Origin of the sequence: Streptomyces sp. NPDC002176 (assembly GCF_044903645.1) — a bacterium.
Lineage (GTDB): Bacteria > Actinomycetota > Actinomycetes > Streptomycetales > Streptomycetaceae > Streptomyces.
Window position 1 is genome coordinate 15,031 of the sequence record NZ_JBJDQW010000006.1, and the last position, 18,343, is coordinate 33,373.

General features: G+C 72.0%; 19 protein-coding genes. 7 read left to right on the forward strand and 12 right to left on the reverse strand.

Features of this window, described 5'->3' with window-relative positions; genetic code table 11:
* Window positions 1-89 precede the first annotated feature (89 nt).
* From pstS to pstB, 4 genes are all read left to right on the forward strand, one after another.
* Window positions 90-1,214, forward strand: a complete 1,125-nt coding sequence (gene pstS / locus ACI2LY_RS25600) for a phosphate ABC transporter substrate-binding protein PstS (protein WP_404709200.1) — start codon at window positions 90-92, stop codon at window positions 1,212-1,214.
* Between the two features lie 134 nt (window positions 1,215-1,348).
* Entirely contained in the window at window positions 1,349-2,341 is a 993-nt protein-coding gene (gene pstC / locus ACI2LY_RS25605) for a phosphate ABC transporter permease subunit PstC (protein ID WP_404709201.1), read from the forward strand.
* Window positions 2,338-3,399, forward strand: coding sequence for a phosphate ABC transporter permease PstA (gene pstA, locus ACI2LY_RS25610; protein WP_404709202.1), 1,062 nt, complete (start codon window positions 2,338-2,340; stop codon window positions 3,397-3,399). The genes pstC and pstA overlap by 4 nt, the downstream gene beginning before the upstream one ends.
* A gap of 39 nt (window positions 3,400-3,438) precedes the next feature.
* Window positions 3,439-4,215, forward strand: a complete 777-nt coding sequence (gene pstB / locus ACI2LY_RS25615; protein WP_030804241.1) for a phosphate ABC transporter ATP-binding protein PstB — start codon at window positions 3,439-3,441, stop codon at window positions 4,213-4,215.
* 108 nt (window positions 4,216-4,323) lie between these two features.
* On the opposite strand, the gene ACI2LY_RS25620 is transcribed toward pstB, so the two are convergent.
* A complete protein-coding gene (locus tag ACI2LY_RS25620; RefSeq protein ID WP_389005360.1) occupies window positions 4,324-5,322 on the reverse strand; it encodes an anion permease in 999 nt (332 codons plus the stop codon).
* Window positions 5,323-5,329: 7 nt separating this feature from the next.
* A complete protein-coding gene (locus ACI2LY_RS25625; RefSeq protein ID WP_030804247.1) occupies window positions 5,330-5,950 on the reverse strand; it encodes a DUF47 domain-containing protein in 621 nt (206 codons plus the stop codon).
* Between the two features lie 206 nt (window positions 5,951-6,156).
* Here ACI2LY_RS25625 and ACI2LY_RS25630 point away from each other — a divergent pair, with 206 nt between their 5' ends.
* Window positions 6,157-6,462 (forward strand): metal-sensitive transcriptional regulator, encoded by a 306-nt coding sequence (locus ACI2LY_RS25630; RefSeq protein WP_361661319.1) that lies wholly within the window; start codon window positions 6,157-6,159, stop codon window positions 6,460-6,462.
* Between the two features lie 16 nt (window positions 6,463-6,478).
* Here ACI2LY_RS25630 and ACI2LY_RS25635 read toward each other — a convergent pair whose 3' ends face one another.
* Together ACI2LY_RS25635 and ACI2LY_RS25640 are read right to left on the reverse strand one after the other, a co-directional pair.
* Entirely contained in the window at window positions 6,479-6,643 is a 165-nt protein-coding gene (locus ACI2LY_RS25635) for a hypothetical protein (RefSeq protein ID WP_404709577.1), read from the reverse strand.
* 115 nt (window positions 6,644-6,758) lie between these two features.
* Window positions 6,759-7,634 carry a hypothetical protein gene (locus tag ACI2LY_RS25640; RefSeq protein WP_404709203.1) on the reverse strand — a complete coding sequence of 292 codons (876 nt, stop codon included), beginning with the start codon at window positions 7,632-7,634 and terminating at the stop codon, window positions 6,759-6,761.
* 164 nt (window positions 7,635-7,798) lie between these two features.
* Here ACI2LY_RS25640 and ACI2LY_RS25645 point away from each other — a divergent pair, with 164 nt between their 5' ends.
* Entirely contained in the window at window positions 7,799-7,963 is a 165-nt protein-coding gene (locus tag ACI2LY_RS25645) for a hypothetical protein (RefSeq protein ID WP_404709204.1), read from the forward strand.
* A 55-nt stretch (window positions 7,964-8,018) separates the two neighbouring features.
* Here ACI2LY_RS25645 and ACI2LY_RS25650 read toward each other — a convergent pair whose 3' ends face one another.
* The 7 genes from ACI2LY_RS25650 to mshD all read right to left on the reverse strand — a co-directional run bounded on the left by ACI2LY_RS25650 (window position 8,019) and on the right by mshD (window position 15,192).
* The gene (locus ACI2LY_RS25650) at window positions 8,019-8,450 is read right to left on the reverse strand and encodes an NUDIX hydrolase (RefSeq protein ID WP_404709205.1); all 432 of its coding nucleotides are present in this window, start codon (window positions 8,448-8,450) and stop codon (window positions 8,019-8,021) included.
* 17 nt (window positions 8,451-8,467) lie between these two features.
* Window positions 8,468-9,496: a CHAD domain-containing protein gene (locus ACI2LY_RS25655; RefSeq protein ID WP_404709206.1), complete on the reverse strand. Its 1,029-nt coding sequence runs from the start codon at window positions 9,494-9,496 to the stop codon at window positions 8,468-8,470.
* The gene (locus ACI2LY_RS25660; protein WP_404709207.1) at window positions 9,477-11,729 is read right to left on the reverse strand and encodes an RNA degradosome polyphosphate kinase; all 2,253 of its coding nucleotides are present in this window, start codon (window positions 11,727-11,729) and stop codon (window positions 9,477-9,479) included. The genes ACI2LY_RS25655 and ACI2LY_RS25660 overlap by 20 nt, the downstream gene beginning before the upstream one ends.
* A 217-nt stretch (window positions 11,730-11,946) precedes the next feature.
* Complete coding sequence (locus tag ACI2LY_RS25665; protein WP_404709208.1) at window positions 11,947-12,897, reverse strand: ABC transporter permease; 951 nt, start codon at window positions 12,895-12,897, stop codon at window positions 11,947-11,949.
* Window positions 12,894-13,778, reverse strand: coding sequence for an ABC transporter ATP-binding protein (locus tag ACI2LY_RS25670; RefSeq protein ID WP_404709209.1), 885 nt, complete (start codon window positions 13,776-13,778; stop codon window positions 12,894-12,896). The genes ACI2LY_RS25665 and ACI2LY_RS25670 overlap by 4 nt, the downstream gene beginning before the upstream one ends.
* The gene (locus ACI2LY_RS25675; RefSeq protein WP_389005343.1) at window positions 13,775-14,161 is read right to left on the reverse strand and encodes a GntR family transcriptional regulator; all 387 of its coding nucleotides are present in this window, start codon (window positions 14,159-14,161) and stop codon (window positions 13,775-13,777) included. Before ACI2LY_RS25675 ends, ACI2LY_RS25670 begins: the two co-directional genes overlap by 4 nt.
* Window positions 14,162-14,265: 104 nt before the next feature.
* Complete coding sequence (gene mshD / locus ACI2LY_RS25680) at window positions 14,266-15,192, reverse strand: mycothiol synthase (RefSeq protein ID WP_404709210.1); 927 nt, start codon at window positions 15,190-15,192, stop codon at window positions 14,266-14,268.
* A gap of 90 nt (window positions 15,193-15,282) precedes the next feature.
* Between mshD and ACI2LY_RS25685 the strand changes: the two genes are divergently transcribed.
* Entirely contained in the window at window positions 15,283-16,902 is a 1,620-nt protein-coding gene (locus ACI2LY_RS25685) for an ABC-F family ATP-binding cassette domain-containing protein (RefSeq protein WP_404709211.1), read from the forward strand.
* Here the strand turns inward: ACI2LY_RS25685 and ACI2LY_RS25690 are convergent.
* On the reverse strand, window positions 16,899-18,341 hold the full coding sequence (locus ACI2LY_RS25690; RefSeq protein ID WP_404709212.1) for a sensor histidine kinase: 1,443 nt from the start codon (window positions 18,339-18,341) through the stop codon (window positions 16,899-16,901). The genes ACI2LY_RS25685 and ACI2LY_RS25690 overlap by 4 nt on opposite strands.
* Between the last annotated feature and the right edge of the window lie 2 nt (window positions 18,342-18,343).

An 18,343-nucleotide genomic window follows, 5' to 3' on the forward strand; every position in this document is an offset into this window, starting at 1 on the left:
CCGGTACGGAGTGCGGACAAGATGCACTCGCGTACCACCCAACGTCGCACGCCGCCCCTAGCGGCGGCTCCTGGAAGGAACTTCCGAACGTGAAGCTTCAGCGCAAGAACCGGCTGCGCGCCCTCTCGCTCGGTGCGGTCGCCGTCTCCGGTGCCCTGGCCCTGACGGCGTGCGGTTCCGACGACACGGGCACGAAGACGGGCGGCGGCTCGTCGTCGGCGGCCGCGGCCGGTTCGATCAAGTGCGACGGCGCCAAGGGCCAGCTGCTGGCCGACGGCTCCTCGGCGCAGAAGAACGCGATCGACGCGTGGGTGAAGAACTTCTCCCAGGCGTGCGGTGTGCAGATCAACTACAAGGGCGCCGGTTCCGGTGCCGGTGTCACCTCCTTCAACCAGGGTCAGATCGCCTTCGCCGGGTCCGACTCCGCGCTGAAGCCGGACGAGGTCGTCGCCTCCAAGAAGGTCTGCAAGGGCGGCCAGGGCATCGACTTGCCCATGGTCGGCGGCCCGATCGCGCTCGGCTACAACGTGCCCGGCGTGGACGACCTGGTGCTGGACGCCCCGACGCTCGCCAAGATCTTCGACAGCAAGATCCAGAAGTGGAACGACCCGGCGATCAAGAAGCTGAACCCCTCGGCGAAGCTGCCCGACCTGAAGATCCAGGCGTTCCACCGCTCCGAGGACTCCGGCACCACGGACAACTTCACCAAGTACCTGATCGCCACCACCCCGGACAACTGGAAGTACGAGGGCGGCAAGGCGTGGCAGGCCAAGGGCGGCCAGGCGGCCTCCGGGTCGGCCGGTGTGGCCCAGGGCGTCAAGCAGAACCAGGGCGCGATCGGCTACTTCGAGCTGTCCTACGCCAAGGACATGACCACCGTGGCCGTCGCCACCGGCGCCAAGACCCCGGTGAAGCCGTCCACCGACTCCGCCACCGCCGACATCGCGGCCGCCAAGGTCGTCGGCACGGGCAACGACCTCGCGCTGAAGCTGGACTACAACACCAAGGCCGAGGGCGCCTACCCGCTGACCCTGGTCACGTACGAGATCGTCTGCGACAAGGGCAACAAGCCCGAGACGCTGGCCGCGACCAAGGCGTTCCTGACCTACCTCGCTTCCGAGGACGGCCAGAAGGTGCTGTCGCAGAACGACTACGCGCCCATCCCCGAAGAGATCATCGCCAAGGTCCGCACCACCGTCGCCTCCTTGAGCTGACCTGATCCCGCGTGTGCGCACCGGCCCCGCTCGTGGGGGCCGGGCGCACCGTCCGGTGCACCGCCGCCCGGAGCCGTACCCCGCGTACGGCTCCTGTGAGCCGCCCCGCGCGGCTCAGCAGACCGGAGAACCCGATGGACATATCGACGACAACCGACGTACCACCCCCGCCCGCCGCCGAGGCGCGGCGGACCGCCCGCGGGGTGAGCCGCCCCGGTGACCGGGTCTTCCTGGCCCTGTCCCGCGGCTCGGGCATCCTGCTGCTGGTGATCATGGCCGCGATCGCGGTCTTCCTCACCTACCGGGCGTGCCTGGCGATCAGCGCCGACGACGGCAACTTCCTGACCACCTTCGAGTGGAACACCAACACCGACCCGCCGGTCTTCGGCATCGCGGTGCTGGCGTTCGGCACGGTCGTGTCCTCGGTCGTCGCCATGGCGCTGGCCCTGCCGATCGCGGTGGCCATCGCGCTGTTCCTCACGCACTACGCCCCGCGTCGGCTGAGCGGCCCGATCGCCTATGTGATCGACCTGCTCGCCGCCGTGCCCTCGATCGTCTACGGCCTGTGGGGCGCCCTGATCCTCGTCCCGCACATGCAGGGCCTGTACGGCTGGCTGGACCAGTTCCTCGGCTGGACCGGGATCTTCGCCTGGAACGGCGGCGCCCCGCGCGCGATGCTGACCGTCGGCATCCTGCTGGCCATCATGATCCTGCCGATCATCACCAACGTGAGCCGCGAGGTCTTCCGCCAGGTGCCCCGGATGCACGAGGAGGCCGCGCTGGCCCTCGGCGCCACCCGCTGGGAGGTCGTCCGCATGGCGGTGCTGCCCTTCGGGCGCTCCGGGGTGATCTCCGCCGCGATGCTGGGCCTCGGCCGCGCGCTCGGCGAGACGATGGCCGTGGCCACCGTGCTCTCCCCGAGCTACGACATCCAGGCCAGCCTGCTCGACCCCGGCGGCGGCACCTTCGCCCAGAACATCGCCTCCAAGTTCGGTGAGGCGTCCGTACAGGGCCGGGACGCGCTGATCGCCTCCGGTCTGGTCCTGTTCGTCATCACCCTGCTGGTCAACGGCGCGGCCCGCGCGATCATCGCCCGCCGCAAGGAGTACTCGGGGGCCAACGCATGAGCACCGCACTGAATCCCTTGGACGGCGCCGGTGTGCGGCGCGGCGCCGGGCTGCCGAAGTGGTCCCTGTGGGCCGTCGCGGCCGGGTCGATCGCCCTGGCCGTGGGCATCGGACTGGTGGCCGGACTGCACAGCCACGTCCAGTGGGGCCTGATCGCCGCCCTGCTGTACGTCCTGGGCACCTACCTGGTCGCCGCCCGCGCGGAGGGCCGCCGCCAGGCCAAGGACCGGGTCGCCACCGCGCTGGTCTGGGTGGCGTTCCTGCTGGCCGTGGTCCCGCTGGTGTCGCTGGTCTGGACGACCGTCTCGCGCGGTGTGAAGGTCCTCGACGGCTACTTCCTCAGCCACTCCATGGGCCTGGTCGCCGACTCCGAGCCCGGCGGCGGCATCTACCACGCCATCCTCGGCAGCCTGGAGCAGGTCGGCCTCGCCACCGCCATCGGCGCCCCGATCGGGGTGCTCACCGCGATCTACCTGGTGGAGTACGGCCGGGGCAGGCTCGCCCTGGCGGTGACCTTCTTCGTCGACGTGATGACGGGCATCCCGTCCATCGTCGCGGGCCTGTTCATCCTCAGCCTGATGCTCATCCTCGACCTCCAGCCCTTCGGGTTCGCCGGTTCGCTGGCCCTGGCGATCCTGATGATGCCGGTGGTGGTGCGCTCCACCGAGGAGATGCTGAAGCTGGTCCCGAACGAGCTGCGCGAGGCGTCCCTGGCGCTCGGCATCCCGAAGTGGCGGACCATCCTCAAGGTGGTCCTGCCGACCTCGCTCGGCGGCATCACGACCGGCGTCATGCTGGCCGTCGCCCGGATCGCGGGCGAGACCGCGCCGGTGCTGCTGCTGGTGTTCGGCAACCCCTTCATCAACGCGAACCCCTTCGAGGGCGCCCAGGCGTCGCTGCCGCTGTACATCTACCAGCAGTACGCGCAGAGCGCGGGCTCGGGCGCGGCGTACGACCGTGCCTGGGCGGCCTCGCTGACGCTGATCGCGTTCGTGATGATCCTCAACCTGGCGGCCCGCGGCATCGCCCGCTGGAAGGCCCCCAAGACTGGTCGCTGACGCGGCCCCCCTCAGTGACCGACTGGAAGTAGTGAAGCAATGGCCAAGCGAATCGATGTGAGCGGACTCACCGCCTTCTACGGCGCCCACAAGGCGATCGAGGACATCTCGATGACCGTGGAACCGCGTTCGGTGACGGCGTTCATCGGCCCCTCCGGCTGCGGCAAGTCGACGTTCCTGCGCACCCTGAACCGGATGCACGAGGTGACCCCCGGCGGCCGCGTCGAGGGCAAGGTGCTGCTGGACGACGAGGACCTGTACGGCAGCGGCGTCGACCCGGTGTCGGTGCGGCGCGAGGTCGGCATGGTGTTCCAGCGCCCGAACCCGTTCCCCACCATGTCGATCTTCGAGAACGTGGCGGCGGGCCTGCGCCTGAACGGCGGGTACCGCAAGAGCGAGCTGGACGACGTGGTGGAGAAGTCGCTGCGCGGCGCCAACCTGTGGAACGAGGTCAAGGACCGGCTGAACAAGCCCGGCTCCGGCCTCTCCGGCGGCCAGCAGCAGCGGCTGTGCATCGCGCGGGCCATCGCCGTGCAGCCCCGGGTGCTGCTGATGGACGAGCCCTGCTCCGCGCTCGACCCGATCTCCACCCTCGCGATCGAGGACCTGATCGGTGAGCTGAAGGAACGGTTCACGATCGTCATCGTGACCCACAACATGCAGCAGGCGGCGCGCGTCTCGGACCGTACGGCCTTCTTCAACCTCGCCGGGGTGGGCCAGCCGGGCCGCCTGGTCGAGATCGACGACACCGAGCGGATCTTCTCCAACCCGTCGGTGCAGGCCACCGAGGACTACATCTCGGGCCGCTTCGGCTGAGCCGCTGAGCCCCTCGCGGTGCTGCATGGCGGTGCCACCGCGAGGAAACGGAAAGGGCCCGCCCCCGGTGATCCGGGGGCGGGCCCTTCTCCGTCTGCGGGGCGGGTCCTACAGCACGGCCAGATTGACCAGCTCGAAGGCGCCCGCCGCGACCAGTGCGGCGGCCGGCATGGTGATGAACCAGCCGAGCACGATGTTCTTGGCGACGCCCCAGCGGACCGCGTTGACCCGCTTCGTCGCGCCCACACCCATGATCGCCGAGGTGATGACATGGGTGGTGGAGATCGGCGCCTTGAACAGGAACGCCGTGGTGAACATGATCGACGCGCCGGTCGCCTCGGCGGCGAAGCCCTGCGGCGGGTCCAGCTCGATGATCTTGCGGCCCAGGGTGCGCATGATGCGCCAGCCGCCCGCGTAGGTGCCGAGCGACAGCATCAGCGCGCAGGAGATCTTGACCCAGACCGGGATCGGGTCGCCGAAGGTCTCGTTGCCGGAGATCACCAGGGCGAGCACCACGACACCCATGGTCTTCTGCGCGTCCTGGAGGCCGTGACCGAGCGCCATACCGGCCGCCGACAGCGTCTGGGCTATGCGGAAGCCGCGCTTGGCCTTGTGCGGGTTGGACTTGCGGAAGAGCCACAGGATGGCCGTCATCACCAGATAGCCGCCGATCAGACCGACGACCGGGGAGAGGAACATCGGGATGACGATCTTCTCGACGACGCCGCTCCACAGCACGTCGATGCCGCCCGCCAGCGCCGCGCCCACCATGCCGCCGAACAGCGCGTGGGAGGACGACGAGGGCAGGCCGAAGTACCAGGTGGCGAGGTTCCAGACGATCGCGCCGATCAGCGCGGCGAAGAGGATGGCCATGCCGCGTGAGCCGTGCGGGGTCTCGATCAGGCCCTCGGAGACGGTCTTGGCGACACCGGAGCCGAGGAAGGCACCGGCGAGGTTCATCACGGCCGCCATCGCCAGCGCGGCGCGCGGGGTCAGCGCGCGCGTCGACACCGAGGTGGCGATGGCGTTCGCGGAGTCGTGGAAGCCGTTCGTGTACGTGAAGCCGAGCGCGACCGCGACGGTCACGATCAGTGCGAAGGTGTCCATCGACGCCTCAGGACTCCTTGACGGCGATGGTCTCCACCGTGTTCGCCACGTGCTCGAACGCGTCCGCCGCCTCTTCCAGCACGTCCACGACCTGCTTGAGCTTCAGCACCTCGATCGCGTCGTACTTGCCGTTGAAGAGCTGGGCGAGCAGCTTGCGGTGGATCTGGTCGGCCTGGTTCTCCAGCCGGTTGACCTCGATCCAGTACTCGGTGAGGTTGGACATGGTGCGCAGGTTCGGCATCGCCTCCGCCGTCAGCACCGCGGCCCGCGCCAGCACCTCGATCTGCTGCTCGACGCCCTTCGGCAGCTCCTCGATGTTGTAGAGGACGACCAGGTCGACGGCCTCCTCCATGAAGTCCATGATGTCGTCGAGCGAGGAGGCGAGGTTGTAGATGTCCTCGCGGTCGAACGGCGTGATGAAGGAGGAGTTCAGCTGGTGGAAGATCGCGTGCGTGGCGTCGTCACCGGCGTGTTCCGCGGCCCGCATACGCTCTGCGATCTCGGCCCTGGCGGAGGAGTCCGCCCCGAGCAGTTCCATCAGGAGCTTCGAGCCGGTGACGATGTTGTCCGCGGACGCGGCGAACATGTCGTAGAAGCTCGTCTCCCTGGGGGTCAGACGAAAGCGCACGTGTGGTCCTCGGGATGCTTTGGTTTCGGTCAGGCTGATGCTAGGCGCATCATCCGGCCACGGCTATCGGGCCATCCCCCAGTGTCGCCCATCGGGCGCCGTGCTCGGCACGGGGGACCTTCGACCGGTCCGCTACCCCGCGAAGTTCGTTACGATATACCCACCAGGGGTATATGCCCCCGACCGTCCCGAGATGGAGGCCCGCGATGACGACGACCGAGGCCGGCGCCACGCACGGTTACCACCACCAGAAGGACGAGCACCTGAAGCGGCTGCGCAGGATCGAGGGCCAGATCCGGGGTCTCCAGCGCATGGTCGAGGAGGACACGTACTGCATCGACGTGCTCACCCAGGTCTCCGCCTCCACCAAGGCCCTGCAGTCCTTCGCGCTCCAGCTGCTGGAGGAGCACCTGCGGCACTGCGTGGCGGACGCGGCCCTCAAGGGCGGCGACGAGATCGACGCGAAGGTGGACGAGGCGACGAAGGCGATCGGCCGCCTGCTGCGCACCTGAGCCGCTGCCCGTGCTGCTAGAGGACGGCTCCGCGGTCCTCGGTGACCCGGAGCACCTCGTCTATGTGCGCCAGGCTCAGCCGGTCCTCGGCGGCCGAGGCGGCGATCATCAGCTCGCCGCACAGTTCTATCTCGGCCAGGGCCACGTGGTCCTGCACCGCCGTACCGCCGACCGGAGCCACGCGCGTCACCTCTTCCTGACCGGTACCGGCTTCCTAGAGTAGGGATCGCGCCACGCGCCGCGCATGGCACGGACGGGCTAGTCCCCGCGCGACGGGCCGGACTAGACGGGCCGGACTAGTCGGCCGGGGCCCCCTCCTGGTTCTCCGCGAGGCGGCCCGCGTAGATGTCCTCCGGGCGGGGGAGCGTCACGTCGGCCTCGGTGCCGAAGCCGTGCAGCAGGGTGGTGGAGGCGACCGCCACGGCCGCCGCCTGCCGTCCGTTGACGAAGCTGAAGCGCTGGCGGAGCTTGCGGACGCGGCCCTCGTCGTCGAGATACGCGTCGAACGGGACCTCGGCCGTGGCGAACCCTTTCGCCGCCGCGGCGAGCGACGCCCGGTTGTCCGCCGAGGCCGCGCGGGCCGCGCGCGCCAGGTCGGCGGTGCCCCGGTAGTGCCGTACGGGGGTCCCGCCGACGCTCGTACGGCCCACGTAGGTCGCGGTGCGCGTCCCGCGCAGCACCTCGGCCGCGGCGTACGGGTCGGTCGCGCCGCCGGTGACCAGGTTGCCGTCGGAGGCCGTCGCGGCCTCCACCCGGACCCATTTGTCGGCGGGCACGCCCGCGCCCCGGTTCTTCATGAACAGGGCGCCGGGGGCGAGGAGTTCGGTGATGGGCCGGTGCTCCGGGGTGCCGGTGGGGTCCGCCGGGAGGACCACGGTCAGCTCGCCGAGGCGGCGCCCGAAGTCGTAGACGCCCCGGCCCCGGATGGTGACCCGGGTGCCGCCGGTCGCCATCTCCATGGAGGTGGTGGCGCGGGCGGTGCCCGCGTCGCGCAGGGTGTCGGCGGCCTGTCGGAGCACGGCCACCGGCTCGCCGCCCGCGCCGTTCACCCCCTCGGCGGCGACTCCGCTGCCGGAACACCCCGAGGCGCCCGCCCCGAGCCCGACCGTGAGTCCCATGATCCCCACCGCGACGCGGGTCCTGCCCGCGCGCGTGTGCTGCCGCCGATCCATGGCCTGCCTTACCCCCAGCCGGTTACGTCCGTCACTGGTCCCCTGTTTTCCCGGTTAACGACGGGTAGGGAGTGCCGTCACGCGCTGTCCGGCCCGTGGAGCGGACGGAAGGGGGCCGGGAGGGGGCGGCGCACGGCCCGGCGCGCGGCCGGTAGCGTGGCGCCGTGGCGTCTGAGCAGGGCCCCGAGGGGGCGCGGGAACACCGTACGGAGACGGCAGAGCAGGGGCGCTTCTGTCTGGCGCGGTGCAGTTGCGGCTGGCGGGGTCCGGCGCGCCGGGCGCGCAGCCAGGCGCGGACCGACGCGGAGGGGCACCTCGGCGGAGCGTGAGCGCTCCGGCGTGCGCTCCGTACTTTTTTGCCCGCGCTTTCAGTGGTGTTCGAGTTCAGTGGTGTTCGAGCCGTCGGGTGAGGGCGTCGAGCAGATCGCGGTCGCGCGGGTGGCTGATCCGGGTGCGCGCCTCGGCGGGCGTCAGCCATTCCACCCGGTCCACCTCGGAGTTGGGCACGAACGCACCGGAGACGGCCTCGGCGGCCCAGTACCGCACCTGCTTGGGGCGCCCGTCGACCGGGTACCGCAGCGTCGGCAGCTCGGCCCCCAACTCGGCCGCGTAGCCCGTCTCCTCCCCCACCTCGCGCACGGCCGCCGCCGCCGCGGACTCGCCCCGCTTGAGCTTGCCCTTGGGATGCGACCAGTCGTCGTACCGGGGGCGGTGCACGAGGCACACCTGAAGGGCGCCGGTGCCGGGTGCCCGGCGCCAGAGGACGCAGCCCGCGGCCCGGATGAGCTTGGGGAGCGCGTGGGGGCCTGCGGGCACGGGGGGCTCCTCCGGGGTCAGGACTGCCAGGTCTGCTGGAAGGTGAACCGGGCGGCTTCCACCTCGTGGCGCTGGTCGGCGTGGAGGACGCCGAGGGCGTAGGCCGTGGCGGTGGCGATCCGGGGGGTGCGGGCGGCCTGGGCGGCCTCGGCGGCGGCCTCGGCGGCGTCCCGGTGCCGGGTCAGGGCCTCGGCGGCCGGGCGCAGCCGGGGGTCGGCGGGGGCGGGGTGCGGGATCTCGCGGGCGTAGCGGTGCAGGCGGAGCAGGAGCCGGACCTGGTGCCAGGGGCCGTCCTGGGGGTGCGGGGCGGGGTCGGGGGAGAGGCCGTGGATCAGGGCCTGCGCGTTGTAGGGGTCCCCTGCGGTGACCAGGGGCAGCGCGGCGACGGCACCGGCGAGGCGGTCCTCGGCCGCGGCGGCCAGCGGGCCGAGTCCGGTGGCGGGGGCTGCGGGCGCGAGGGGGACCTCGCTGGCGAGCAGGGCGACCCGGTCGGCGACGGCGTGGAAGCGGGCGGAGCCCAGGGCCTCCAGGGTGGCGGAGTGGGCGCGGGTCCGGGCCAGCGTGAGCCTGCGCTCCAGCAGCGCGCCCGCCTTGGCCGCGCCCACGGTGAGGCTGCCGCGCTCGGCGACGGGTGCCGGGGCGCCCGCGTGCACCACGGCCCGCACCGGCGCGGGAGCCGACCCGGACAGCCGGTGCAGCGCGAGCAACAGCCGGTCGAGCCGCGCCTCTTGTGCGTGCTCCAGCGCCAGGGTGCCCGACACCCAGGCGAGTTCGGTCCGCATGCCGTCGGCCCAGGCGGGGTCGAGCAGGGCCCGGAAGGTGTGCAGGGCGGCGCTGATCCGGCGGGCGGAACGGCGCAGCGCGCGCCCGGCGTCGGCGGCACCCTCGGCGCCGCCCGGCCCGTTGCCGGTCTCCCTCAGTGCCCGCAGGAACTCGGTGGCCTGCGCCCGCAGATACGCGGCGAGGTCGTCCCCGTCGGGGTCCGTCCCGGCGGCGGGCGCCGGGACGGTCTCCGGGTGGGGCCGGTCAGGGTGTCGTGGTGCCACGCCGGCGCCTCCGGGCGTCAATGAGCATCTCCTGGACGTTGCGCAGGGGCTGGCCCTCGGCGTCGGTCGCGTGCCGGGTCCACTCGCCGTCGGGGCCCAGGTGCCAGGAGGCGGTGGTGTCGGACATGCCGGTGTCCAGCAGGCGGTTGAGGGCCGCCCGGTGGCCGGGGTCGGTGACCCGGACCAGGGCCTCGATCCGGCGGTCGAGGTTGCGGTGCATCATGTCGGCGCTGCCGAACCACACCTCGGGCTCGCCGCCGTTGCCGAAGGCGAACACGCGGGAGTGCTCCAGGAACCGGCCGAGGATCGAGCGGACCCGGATGTTCTCGGAGAGCCCCTCGACGCCGGGCCGGACCGCGCAGATGCCGCGTACCCAGATGTCGACCGGCACGCCCGCCTGGGAGGCCCGGTAGCAGGCGTCGATGATCGCCTCGTCGACCATGGAGTTGACCTTGATCCTGACGAAGGCCGGACGGCCCGCGCGGTGGTGCTGGATCTCCTTGTCGATGCGCGATATCAGGCCGTCCCGCAGGGACTTGGGGGCGACCAGCAGACGGCGGTAGGTCTCGCGGCGGGAGTAGCCGGAGAGCCGGTTGAAGAGGTCGGAGAGGTCCGCGCCGACCTGCTGGTCGGCGGTGAGCAGCCCGAGGTCCTCGTACAGGCGGGCGGTCTTCGGGTGGTAGTTGCCGGTGCCGACGTGGCTGTAGCGGCGCAGGGTCTCGCCCTCCTGGCGGACCACCAGCGACAGCTTGCAGTGGGTCTTCAGCCCGACCAGGCCGTAGACGACGTGGCAGCCCGCCTCCTCCAGCTTGCGCGCCCACTTGATGTTGGCGTGCTCGTCGAAGCGGGCCTTGATCTCGACCAGCACGAGGACCTGCTTGCCGGACTCGGCCGCGTCGATCAGGGCGTCCACTATCGGGGAGTCGCCGGAGGTGCGGTACAGCGTCTGCTTGATCGCCAGCACGTCCGGGTCCTGCGCGGCCTGCTCCAGGAACGCCTGCACGGAGGTGGAGAAGGAGTCGTACGGGTGGTGCAGCAGCACGTCCCGCTGGCGCAGCGCGGCGAAGATGTCCGGCGCGGAGGCGGACTCCACCTCGGAGAGGTCGCGGTGGGTGCCCGCGACGAACTTGCGGTACTTCAGCTCCGGGCGGTCCAGGCCGTGGATGCGGAAGAGGCCGGTGAGGTCGAGCGGGCCGGGCAGCGGGTAGACCTCGGCCTCGGAGATCTTCAGCTCGCGCACCAGGAGGTCCAGCACCTCGCGGTCGATGTCCTCCTCGACCTCCAGCCGGACCGGCGGCCCGAAGCGGCGCCGCATGAGCTCCTTCTCCAGCGCCTGGAGCAGGTTCTCCGCGTCGTCCTCCTCGACCTCCAGGTCCTCGTTGCGGGTGAGCCGGAAGGCGTGGTGCTCCAGCACCTCCATGCCGGGGAACAGCTCCTCCAGGTGCGCCCCGATCACGTCCTCCAGCGGGACGAACCGGCCGGGGCTGCTCTCCAGGAAGCGGGACAGCAGCGGCGGCACCTTCACCCGGGCGAAGTGCTTGTGGCCGCTGACCGGGTTGCGCACCACGACGGCCAGGTTCAGCGAGAGGCCGGAGATGTACGGGAAGGGGTGCGCGGGGTCCACGGCGAGCGGGGTGAGGACCGGGAAGATCTGGTGCCGGAACAGGGTGAACAGCCGGGCCTGCTCCTTGTCGGTCAGCTCGCTCCAGCGGACCAGGTGGATGCCCTCCTCCGCGAGCGCGGGGGCGACGTCCTCGTGGTAGCAGGCGGCGTGCCGGGCCATCAGCTCGCGCGAGCGGGACCAGATCATCTCCAGCACCTCGCGCGGCTGGAGCCCGGAGGCGGAGCGGGTGGCGACCCCGGTGGCGATACGCCGCTTCAGACCGGCCACCCGGACCATGAAGAACTCGTCCAGGTTGCTGGCGAAGATGGCGAGGAAGTTGGCGCGCTCCAGCAGCGGGGTGCTGGGGTCCTCGGCCAGCTCCAGCACGCGTTCGTTGAAGGCGAGCCAGCTGCGCTCCCGGTCCAGGAAGCGGCCCTGCGGCAGCGGGGCGCCGTCCGTGACCCGCTCCTCGTACACGTCGAGGTCGGCGTCGAGATCGGGCTCCAGGTCGGAGACGGTCGCCGCGACCGTGTGCTGCCGGTGGGCGGCGATCGAGCCCACGGGGGGCTGCGGCCGCAGGGCGGCGTCGGGGGACGGGTGGGCCGGTACCTGGGCTTCTCGCTGACTCATGAACCCATTCTTCCGCGCCAGGGGCGTTACGGCAGCGTCTGATCTCAAGTGATCCGCGGGAACGGACGCGCCACCCTCGGCCCCCTCGGGCCGCGGCTGAAAGTGGGGGGCCACGGGTTCCATCGCCCGAGGGTCGCAAGCGGTTCTGAATCAAGGGTTACGGGCACATGACGTCCGGGAAATCGGGGGGCGGCCCGCAGGGGACCGCCCCCGTCGGTCAGCCGGTACGGCGGCGCAGCACCGCGAAGGAAGCGGCGGTGAGCAGCGCGGTCACGAGGAGCAGTACGGCGCTGGTGGTGAGCTGGAGGGGCCAGTAGTGGGAGGCGGGGTGGAAGGTGTTGTAGAAGCCGGTGCCGCCATGCTGTTCGTAGAGCCGCAGGCAGGCGTCCATGTCCGTCGCGGTGCAGTCGGGTGTGGGGATGTGTGCTCCGGTGCGGGTGACCATGCCGTACGACAGCTGGACACCGTCGAACATGTGGGGATAGCCGTCCTGGAACGGCGCCACCTCGGTCACGGGTGTCCGGAGGTGGGGCATTAGCCAGTGAGCGCCGCCGAGCAGCACCGCCGAGGTGGCCACGGTGATGCCGAGGGCGGGCAGCGTGCGGCGGACCAGCAGTCCGGTCAACGCACCTGCGGCGAGCGCGGTCAGGCAGGCGGCGACGGCCGTGGGGCCGTTGGCGTGGAAGGTGAAGGGCTCCCACCAGCGGGTGTAGGGGCCCGCCCGGTCCTCGGGCGCCGCCCAGGCGTACCGGTGCAGTACCACCAGCAGGGTCGCGCTCACCGTGAGCACTCCGGCGGGCAGTGCCAGCCGGACCGCCAGCCAGCGCACCGGAGAGACTCCTTGGGTCCAGGCCGTCAGCGCGGTGCCCGACTCCAGCTCCCGCGCGGTCAGCGAGGCGCCCGCCCATGCCGCCACGAGGATCGGCAGCAGGACCACGGCGGTGGTCATGAAGCCGTACATGGTGTGGAACAGGCCCATGTCGACGACGCACCTGTCGAGCCTGCTGCACGCCTCTGCCTGCCGCCAGCCGCGATCGGCCTCGTCCGCGAGCGGGCCGGCCGTCCACAGCAGCAGCCCACCGATCGCCACCACCAGGACGGCCCAGACGACCAGCGCCCACCGGTGCAGGCGGAACGTCCAGCGGGCGGAAACGGAAAGGGTGCTCACGCGGCGTACTCCTCGGTCAGGGTGAGCGCGGGCGCTCCCGGGCTGCGCAGGTGGGCGAGGACCAGGTCCTCCAGGGTGGGGGCCTCAGTGCGCCAGTCGCCCGGGACCGGCCCGGTCGGCCGGATCAGCGCGGAGAGCTGGCGCCCGGTGGTGCGGGACTCGACCACCGTGTGCCCGGTCAGCCCCTCGGTCTCGGTGGACCCGGCGACCCGCAGGTGGGCGCCGAGCAGGTCGTCGATGTCCCCGGCCAGCCGGACCCGGCCGGAGCCGATGAGCAGCAGGTGGTCGCAGGACTCCTCGACCTCGGCGACGACATGGGAGGACATGGCGATGGTGGTGCCGTGCTCGGCGGCCGTGCCCATCAGCACGCCCATCAGGTCGTGCCGGGCGAGCGGGTCGAGGTCGGCCATCGGCTCGTCCAGCAGCAGCAGTTCGGGCCGCTTGCCGAGCGCGAGGGCCAGCGCGACCCGGGTGCGCTGGCCGCCGGAGAGGGAACGTATCCGGCTACGGGGGTCGAGGTCGCCCCCGGCCACGATCCGCTCGGCACCGGCCGCGTCCCAGTGGCCCGGGTTGAGGTCGGCGCCCATGCGCAGCGTCTCGGCGACCGTGAGCTGCGGGTACAGCGGCTTGGCCTGCGCGACGTAGCCCACGCGGGTCCGGGCGTCGGCCGGAGAGGTGCCCAGGACCCGCAACTCGCCCTCGGTGGGCGCCATGAGAGCCGCCGCGATGCCGAACAGGGTGCTCTTTCCGGCCCCGTTGGGACCCACCACGGCGCACACCCGCCCGGTGGGCAGCCGGAACGCGCAGTCGCGCAGCGCCCAGGCGCCCCGCCGTCCGTACCGTCTGCCGAGGCCGACGGCCTCGATCGCGGTGTCGCTCATGAACGTTCTCCCTGGAAGTTCTTGTCGAGTACGGCCGTGAAGAGGGCCGCCATGTCGTCCCGGTCCCACCCGGCCCCGACGGCCCGCGCCGCCCACTGCTCCAGCTCGGCCCGCAGCGGTGAGTCGGCGGGGGCGGCGCCGAGCGCGCGGCGGACGAAGGTGCCCATGCCGCGCCGCGCCTCCACCAGCCCCTCCCGCTCCAGCTCGCGGTACGCCTTCAGGACGGTGTTGGGGTTGATGGCGGTGGCCTCCACCACCTCGCGGGCGGTGGGCAACTGGTCGCCGGGGCGCAGCAGTCCGAGGCGCAGGGCCTGTTTGGTCTGCTGGACGATCTGGACGTAGGTGGCGACCCCGCTGTGCCGGTCGATGCGGTATTCGACCACGCGCTGAACCACCCTTTCACTAATTGAGTAGTGAAAGGGTGGTGTAGAGAAGGGGCGCCCGTCAAGTCCGGACGCCCCTCAACTCAGTTCATGGGAACCAGGGTTCACGTCTCCGTGCGGTACATCAGGTCCGTCTCGTGGGTGGTGAAGCCCAGCCGCTCGTAGACCGACACCGCCGCCTTGTTGTCCGCGTCGACATAGAGCATGGCCGTCGGCAGGCCGCGTCCGGCCAGGTGGCGCAGGCCGATCGTGGTGAGCGCCTTGCCGAGGCCGCCGCCCTGGCGGCCGGGGCGCACCCCGACCACGTACACCTCGCCGAGCCCCTCCTCGGCGTGCGTCTTGGTCCAGTGGAAGCCGGTCAGCTCGCCGTCCTGCTCGGCCAGGAAGAACCCGGCCGGGTCGAACCACGCCTCGCTCTCCCGGTCGTCCAGGTCGCGCCGGGTCAGCGAACCCTGCTCGGGGTGGTGGGCGAAGGCGGCCGCGTTGACCGCGAGCCACGCCTCCTCGTCCCGGCCCGGCTCGAACGCCCGCACCGTCACGCCCTGGGGCAGCACCGGCTCGGGCAGCTCCAGGCCGGTCAACGGCCGCCGCATCTGCCGCAGTTCACGGAACAGGGTCAGCCCCAGCACCTGCGCGAGATGCCGGGCCGCCGGGTGGCCGCCGTGCGCCCACACCCGCAGCCGCTTGCCGGAGGCGGCCAGCAGCGCGGTGCCGAGCGCCCGGCCGTGCCCGCGTCCCCGGTGCGAGGGCCGCACGACCAGCTCGGCGGCGGGCGCCTCCACCGGGTCGGTGTCCTCCAGCTGGGCGTAGCCGACCAGTTCGTCCCCCGCGTACAGCAGCAGATGGGAGACGCCCGCGCGGGCGCCGCCGCGCAGTTGCAGCCTGCCCTGCTCGGACACCGGCTGCTGGCCGTCCGCGCGGGCGGCCTCGGCGAGGAGTGCGAGCACCGCCTCGGCCTGGCCCGGCGTGAGTGCGGTGTGCGTCTCGAGGGAGCGGGCGGGGAAGGCCCGTACGGAGTCGTCGCTGCTCATGCGTACGAGGGTACGGCGCGCGCGCCCCGCGCCGGGTGCGGACGGAATCCCGTTTCCGTCCGGCGGGGTCGGGCGGGGAGAATGCGGGGCATGGGACATCTGGACGTCGCGCATCTCGAGTACTACCTGCCGGACGGGCGGGCGCTGCTCGGTGATGTGTCGTTCCGCGTCGGCGAGGGCTCGGCCGTCGCGCTGGTCGGCCCGAACGGCGCGGGCAAGACGACGCTGCTGCGGATCATCGCGGGCGAACTCGACGCGCACGGCGGCAAGGTGAGCGTCAGCGGCGGGCTCGGGGTGATGCCCCAGTTCGTCGGCGGCGTCCGGGACGGGTCCACCGTCCGCGACCTCCTCGTCTCCGTCGCCCCGAAGCGCATCCGCACGGCCGCGAAGGCGGTCGACGAGGCCGAGCACGCGATCATGACCGTGGACGACGAGGCCGCGCAGATGGCGTACGCCCAGGCCCTCTCCGACTGGGCCGAGGCCCAGGGGTACGAGACGGAGACCCTGTGGGACATGTGCACCACGGCCGCCCTCGGCATCCCCTACGACCAGGCCCAGTGGCGCCAGGTGAACACCCTGTCCGGCGGTGAGCAGAAGCGGCTGGTGCTGGAGTACTTCTTCCGGGGCCACGACGAGGTGCTGCTGCTGGACGAGCCGGACAACTACCTGGACGTGCCCGGCAAGCGCTGGCTGGAGGAGCAGATCCGGGCCACCCGCAAGACCGTGCTGTTCATCTCGCACGACCGGGAACTGCTCGCCCGCTCCGCCGAGCGGATCGTCAGCGTGGAGCCCGCCGAGGGCGGCGCCGACGTCTGGGTCCACGGCGGCGGCTTCGCCACCTACCACGACGCCCGCCGCGAGCGCTTCGCCCGCTTCGAGGAGCTGCGCCGCCGCTGGTCGGAGAAGCACGCGCAGCTGAAGAAGCTGGTGGTCACCCTCCAGCAGGCGGCCTCGGTCAGCCATGAGATGGCCTCGCGGTACGCGGCCGCGCAGACCCGGCTGCGCAAGTTCGAGGAGGCCGGGCCGCCGCCCGAGCCGCCCAAGGAGCAGGACATCCGGATGCGGCTGCGCGGCGGCCGTACCGGGGTGCGCGCGATCACCTGTGAGGCGCTGGAGCTGACCGGGCTGATGAAACCGTTCGACCTGGAGGTCTTCTACGGCGAGCGGGTCGCGGTCCTCGGCTCCAACGGCTCCGGCAAGTCGCACTTCCTGCGCCTGCTGGCCGGGGCGGACGTCGCGCACACCGGGCTGTTCAAGCTCGGCGCGCGGGTGGTGCCGGGGCACTTCGCGCAGACCCACGCCCACCCCGAGCTGGTCGGCCGCACCCTGCTGGACATCCTGTGGTCCGAGCACTCCCAGGCGCGCGGGCCCGCCATGTCGATCCTGCGCCGCTACGGCCTGGACCGGCAGGCCGAGCAGAACTTCGAGCGGCTCTCCGGCGGCCAGCAGGCCCGGCTGCAGATCCTGCTGCTGGAACTCGCCGGGACCACCGCCCTGCTGCTGGACGAGCCCACCGACAACCTCGACCTGGAGAGCGCCGAGGCGCTCCAGGAGGCGCTGGAGGCGTACGAGGGAACCGTGCTGGCCGTCACCCACGACCGCTGGTTCGCCCGCTCCTTCGACCGCTACCTGGTCTTCGGCTCCGACGGCCGGGTCCGCGAGACCCCGGAGCCGGTGTGGGACGAACGCCGGGTGGAGCGCGCCCGCTAGACCTCCTGGTGCGTCTCCGGCGGAGGCGTCGGCGCGCCCGGCAGCCGGACGGTGGCGACCGTGCCGCCGTCCGGGGCGCGGTCGAGCGTGACCTCGCCGCCCGCCTGCTGGACCGTACGGGCCACGATGGACAGGCCCAGCCCCGAGCCGGGCAGCGCGCGGGCGCTGGGGGAGCGCCAGAACCGGTCGAAGACGTAAGGGAGTTCATCGGGCGGGATGCCCGGACCGTGGTCCCGTACGGTCAGTACGCCGTCGGTCAGCCGGACCTCGACCGTGCCGCCCTCGGGGCTGAACTTCACCGCGTTGTCCAGGATGTTGACCACCGCCCGCTCCAGCGCGGAGGGCTCCGCCCGGACGAACCAGGGCTCCAGGTCCGCCATGAGCGTCAGCTCCGGCCCGCGCAGCCGGGCCCGGCGCAGCGCTTCCTCCACGGTCTCCTGGAACGAGAACACCTGGACCCGCTCGCCGCGCTGCCCCTCCGAGCGCGACAGCTCCTGCAAGTCACCGATCAGCGCGGCCAGTTCGGTCATCTGCGCCTTCACCGAGGCCAGCAGCGCCTTGCGGTCGGCGGCCGGGATCGGGCGGCCCGTCTCCTCGCTGCGGGTCAGCAGCTCGATGTTGGTGCGCAGCGAGGTCAGCGGGGTGCGCAGCTCGTGCCCGGCGTCCGCGATCAGCTGCTGCTGGAGGTCGCGGGACCCGGCCAGCGCGGTCGTCATCGAGTTGAAGGACCTCGAGAGCCGGGCCACCTCGTCGTCGCTGTCGTCGGCCACCGGGATGCGGACGGCCAGGTCCTCGGTGCGGGCCACGTGCTCGACCGCCTCGGTCAGCTTGTCCACCGGCCGCAGCCCGGCCCGCGCCACGGCGAGCCCGGCCACGCCCGCTCCCACCACCCCGATCCCGGAGACCAGCAGCAGGATCAGCGCCAGGTCGCTCAGGGTGCGCTGGGTGTCCTTCAGGGAGAAGGCCACCATCACGGCGACCTCCGGGTACGGCTGGGTACCGGGCGCCCCGCCGACGGGCACGGCGCTGGTCATGACCCGTACGTCGTCCCCGTTGGAGTCGACGCCGTCGCGCAGGGTGCGGCGGCCGAGGGTGGCGTTGCGGGCGGCGGCCACGTCCGCCGGAGTGAGCTTCACCGTGCCCTCCGAGAAGGGGGTGACGCAGGTCTTGCCCTCGGCGGTGACGATCTGGAGGTACAGGAAGGAGGGCGGGCCCTCGTCGGCGCCGGGGGACTGGGGGCAGGTCAGCAGCAGCGTGGTCACCTGGTCGGGGCTGAGCGGGCGGCCGAGGCTCTGCAGGCGCTCGTCCATCTCGCTGTAGAGCTTGCCCTGCACGATGAACCAGCAGGTCACCGACACCGCGGCCACCGCGAAGGCGACGGCCGCCGCGACCAGCATCGCCAGCCTGGCCCGGATCGGCAGCGCCCGGTAGCGGCGCATCA

Excerpts from the sequence above, each read along its gene's own strand:
- pstC (WP_404709201.1), top strand. The coding sequence starts at position 1,349 with ATGGACATATCGACGACAACCGACGTACCACCCCCGCCCGCCGCCGAG.
- pstA (WP_404709202.1), top strand. The coding sequence starts at position 2,338 with ATGAGCACCGCACTGAATCCCTTGGACGGCGCCGGTGTGCGGCGCGGC.
- pstB (WP_030804241.1), top strand. The coding sequence starts at position 3,439 with ATGGCCAAGCGAATCGATGTGAGCGGACTCACCGCCTTCTACGGCGCC.
- ACI2LY_RS25620 (WP_389005360.1), bottom strand. The coding sequence starts at position 5,322 with ATGGACACCTTCGCACTGATCGTGACCGTCGCGGTCGCGCTCGGCTTC.
- ACI2LY_RS25630 (WP_361661319.1), top strand. The coding sequence starts at position 6,157 with ATGACGACGACCGAGGCCGGCGCCACGCACGGTTACCACCACCAGAAG.
- ACI2LY_RS25640 (WP_404709203.1), bottom strand. The coding sequence starts at position 7,634 with ATGGATCGGCGGCAGCACACGCGCGCGGGCAGGACCCGCGTCGCGGTG.
- ACI2LY_RS25660 (WP_404709207.1), bottom strand. The coding sequence starts at position 11,729 with ATGAGTCAGCGAGAAGCCCAGGTACCGGCCCACCCGTCCCCCGACGCC.
- ACI2LY_RS25670 (WP_404709209.1), bottom strand. The coding sequence starts at position 13,778 with ATGAGCGACACCGCGATCGAGGCCGTCGGCCTCGGCAGACGGTACGGA.
- mshD (WP_404709210.1), bottom strand. The coding sequence starts at position 15,192 with ATGAGCAGCGACGACTCCGTACGGGCCTTCCCCGCCCGCTCCCTCGAG.
- ACI2LY_RS25685 (WP_404709211.1), top strand. The coding sequence starts at position 15,283 with ATGGGACATCTGGACGTCGCGCATCTCGAGTACTACCTGCCGGACGGG.
- ACI2LY_RS25690 (WP_404709212.1), bottom strand. The coding sequence starts at position 18,341 with ATGCGCCGCTACCGGGCGCTGCCGATCCGGGCCAGGCTGGCGATGCTG.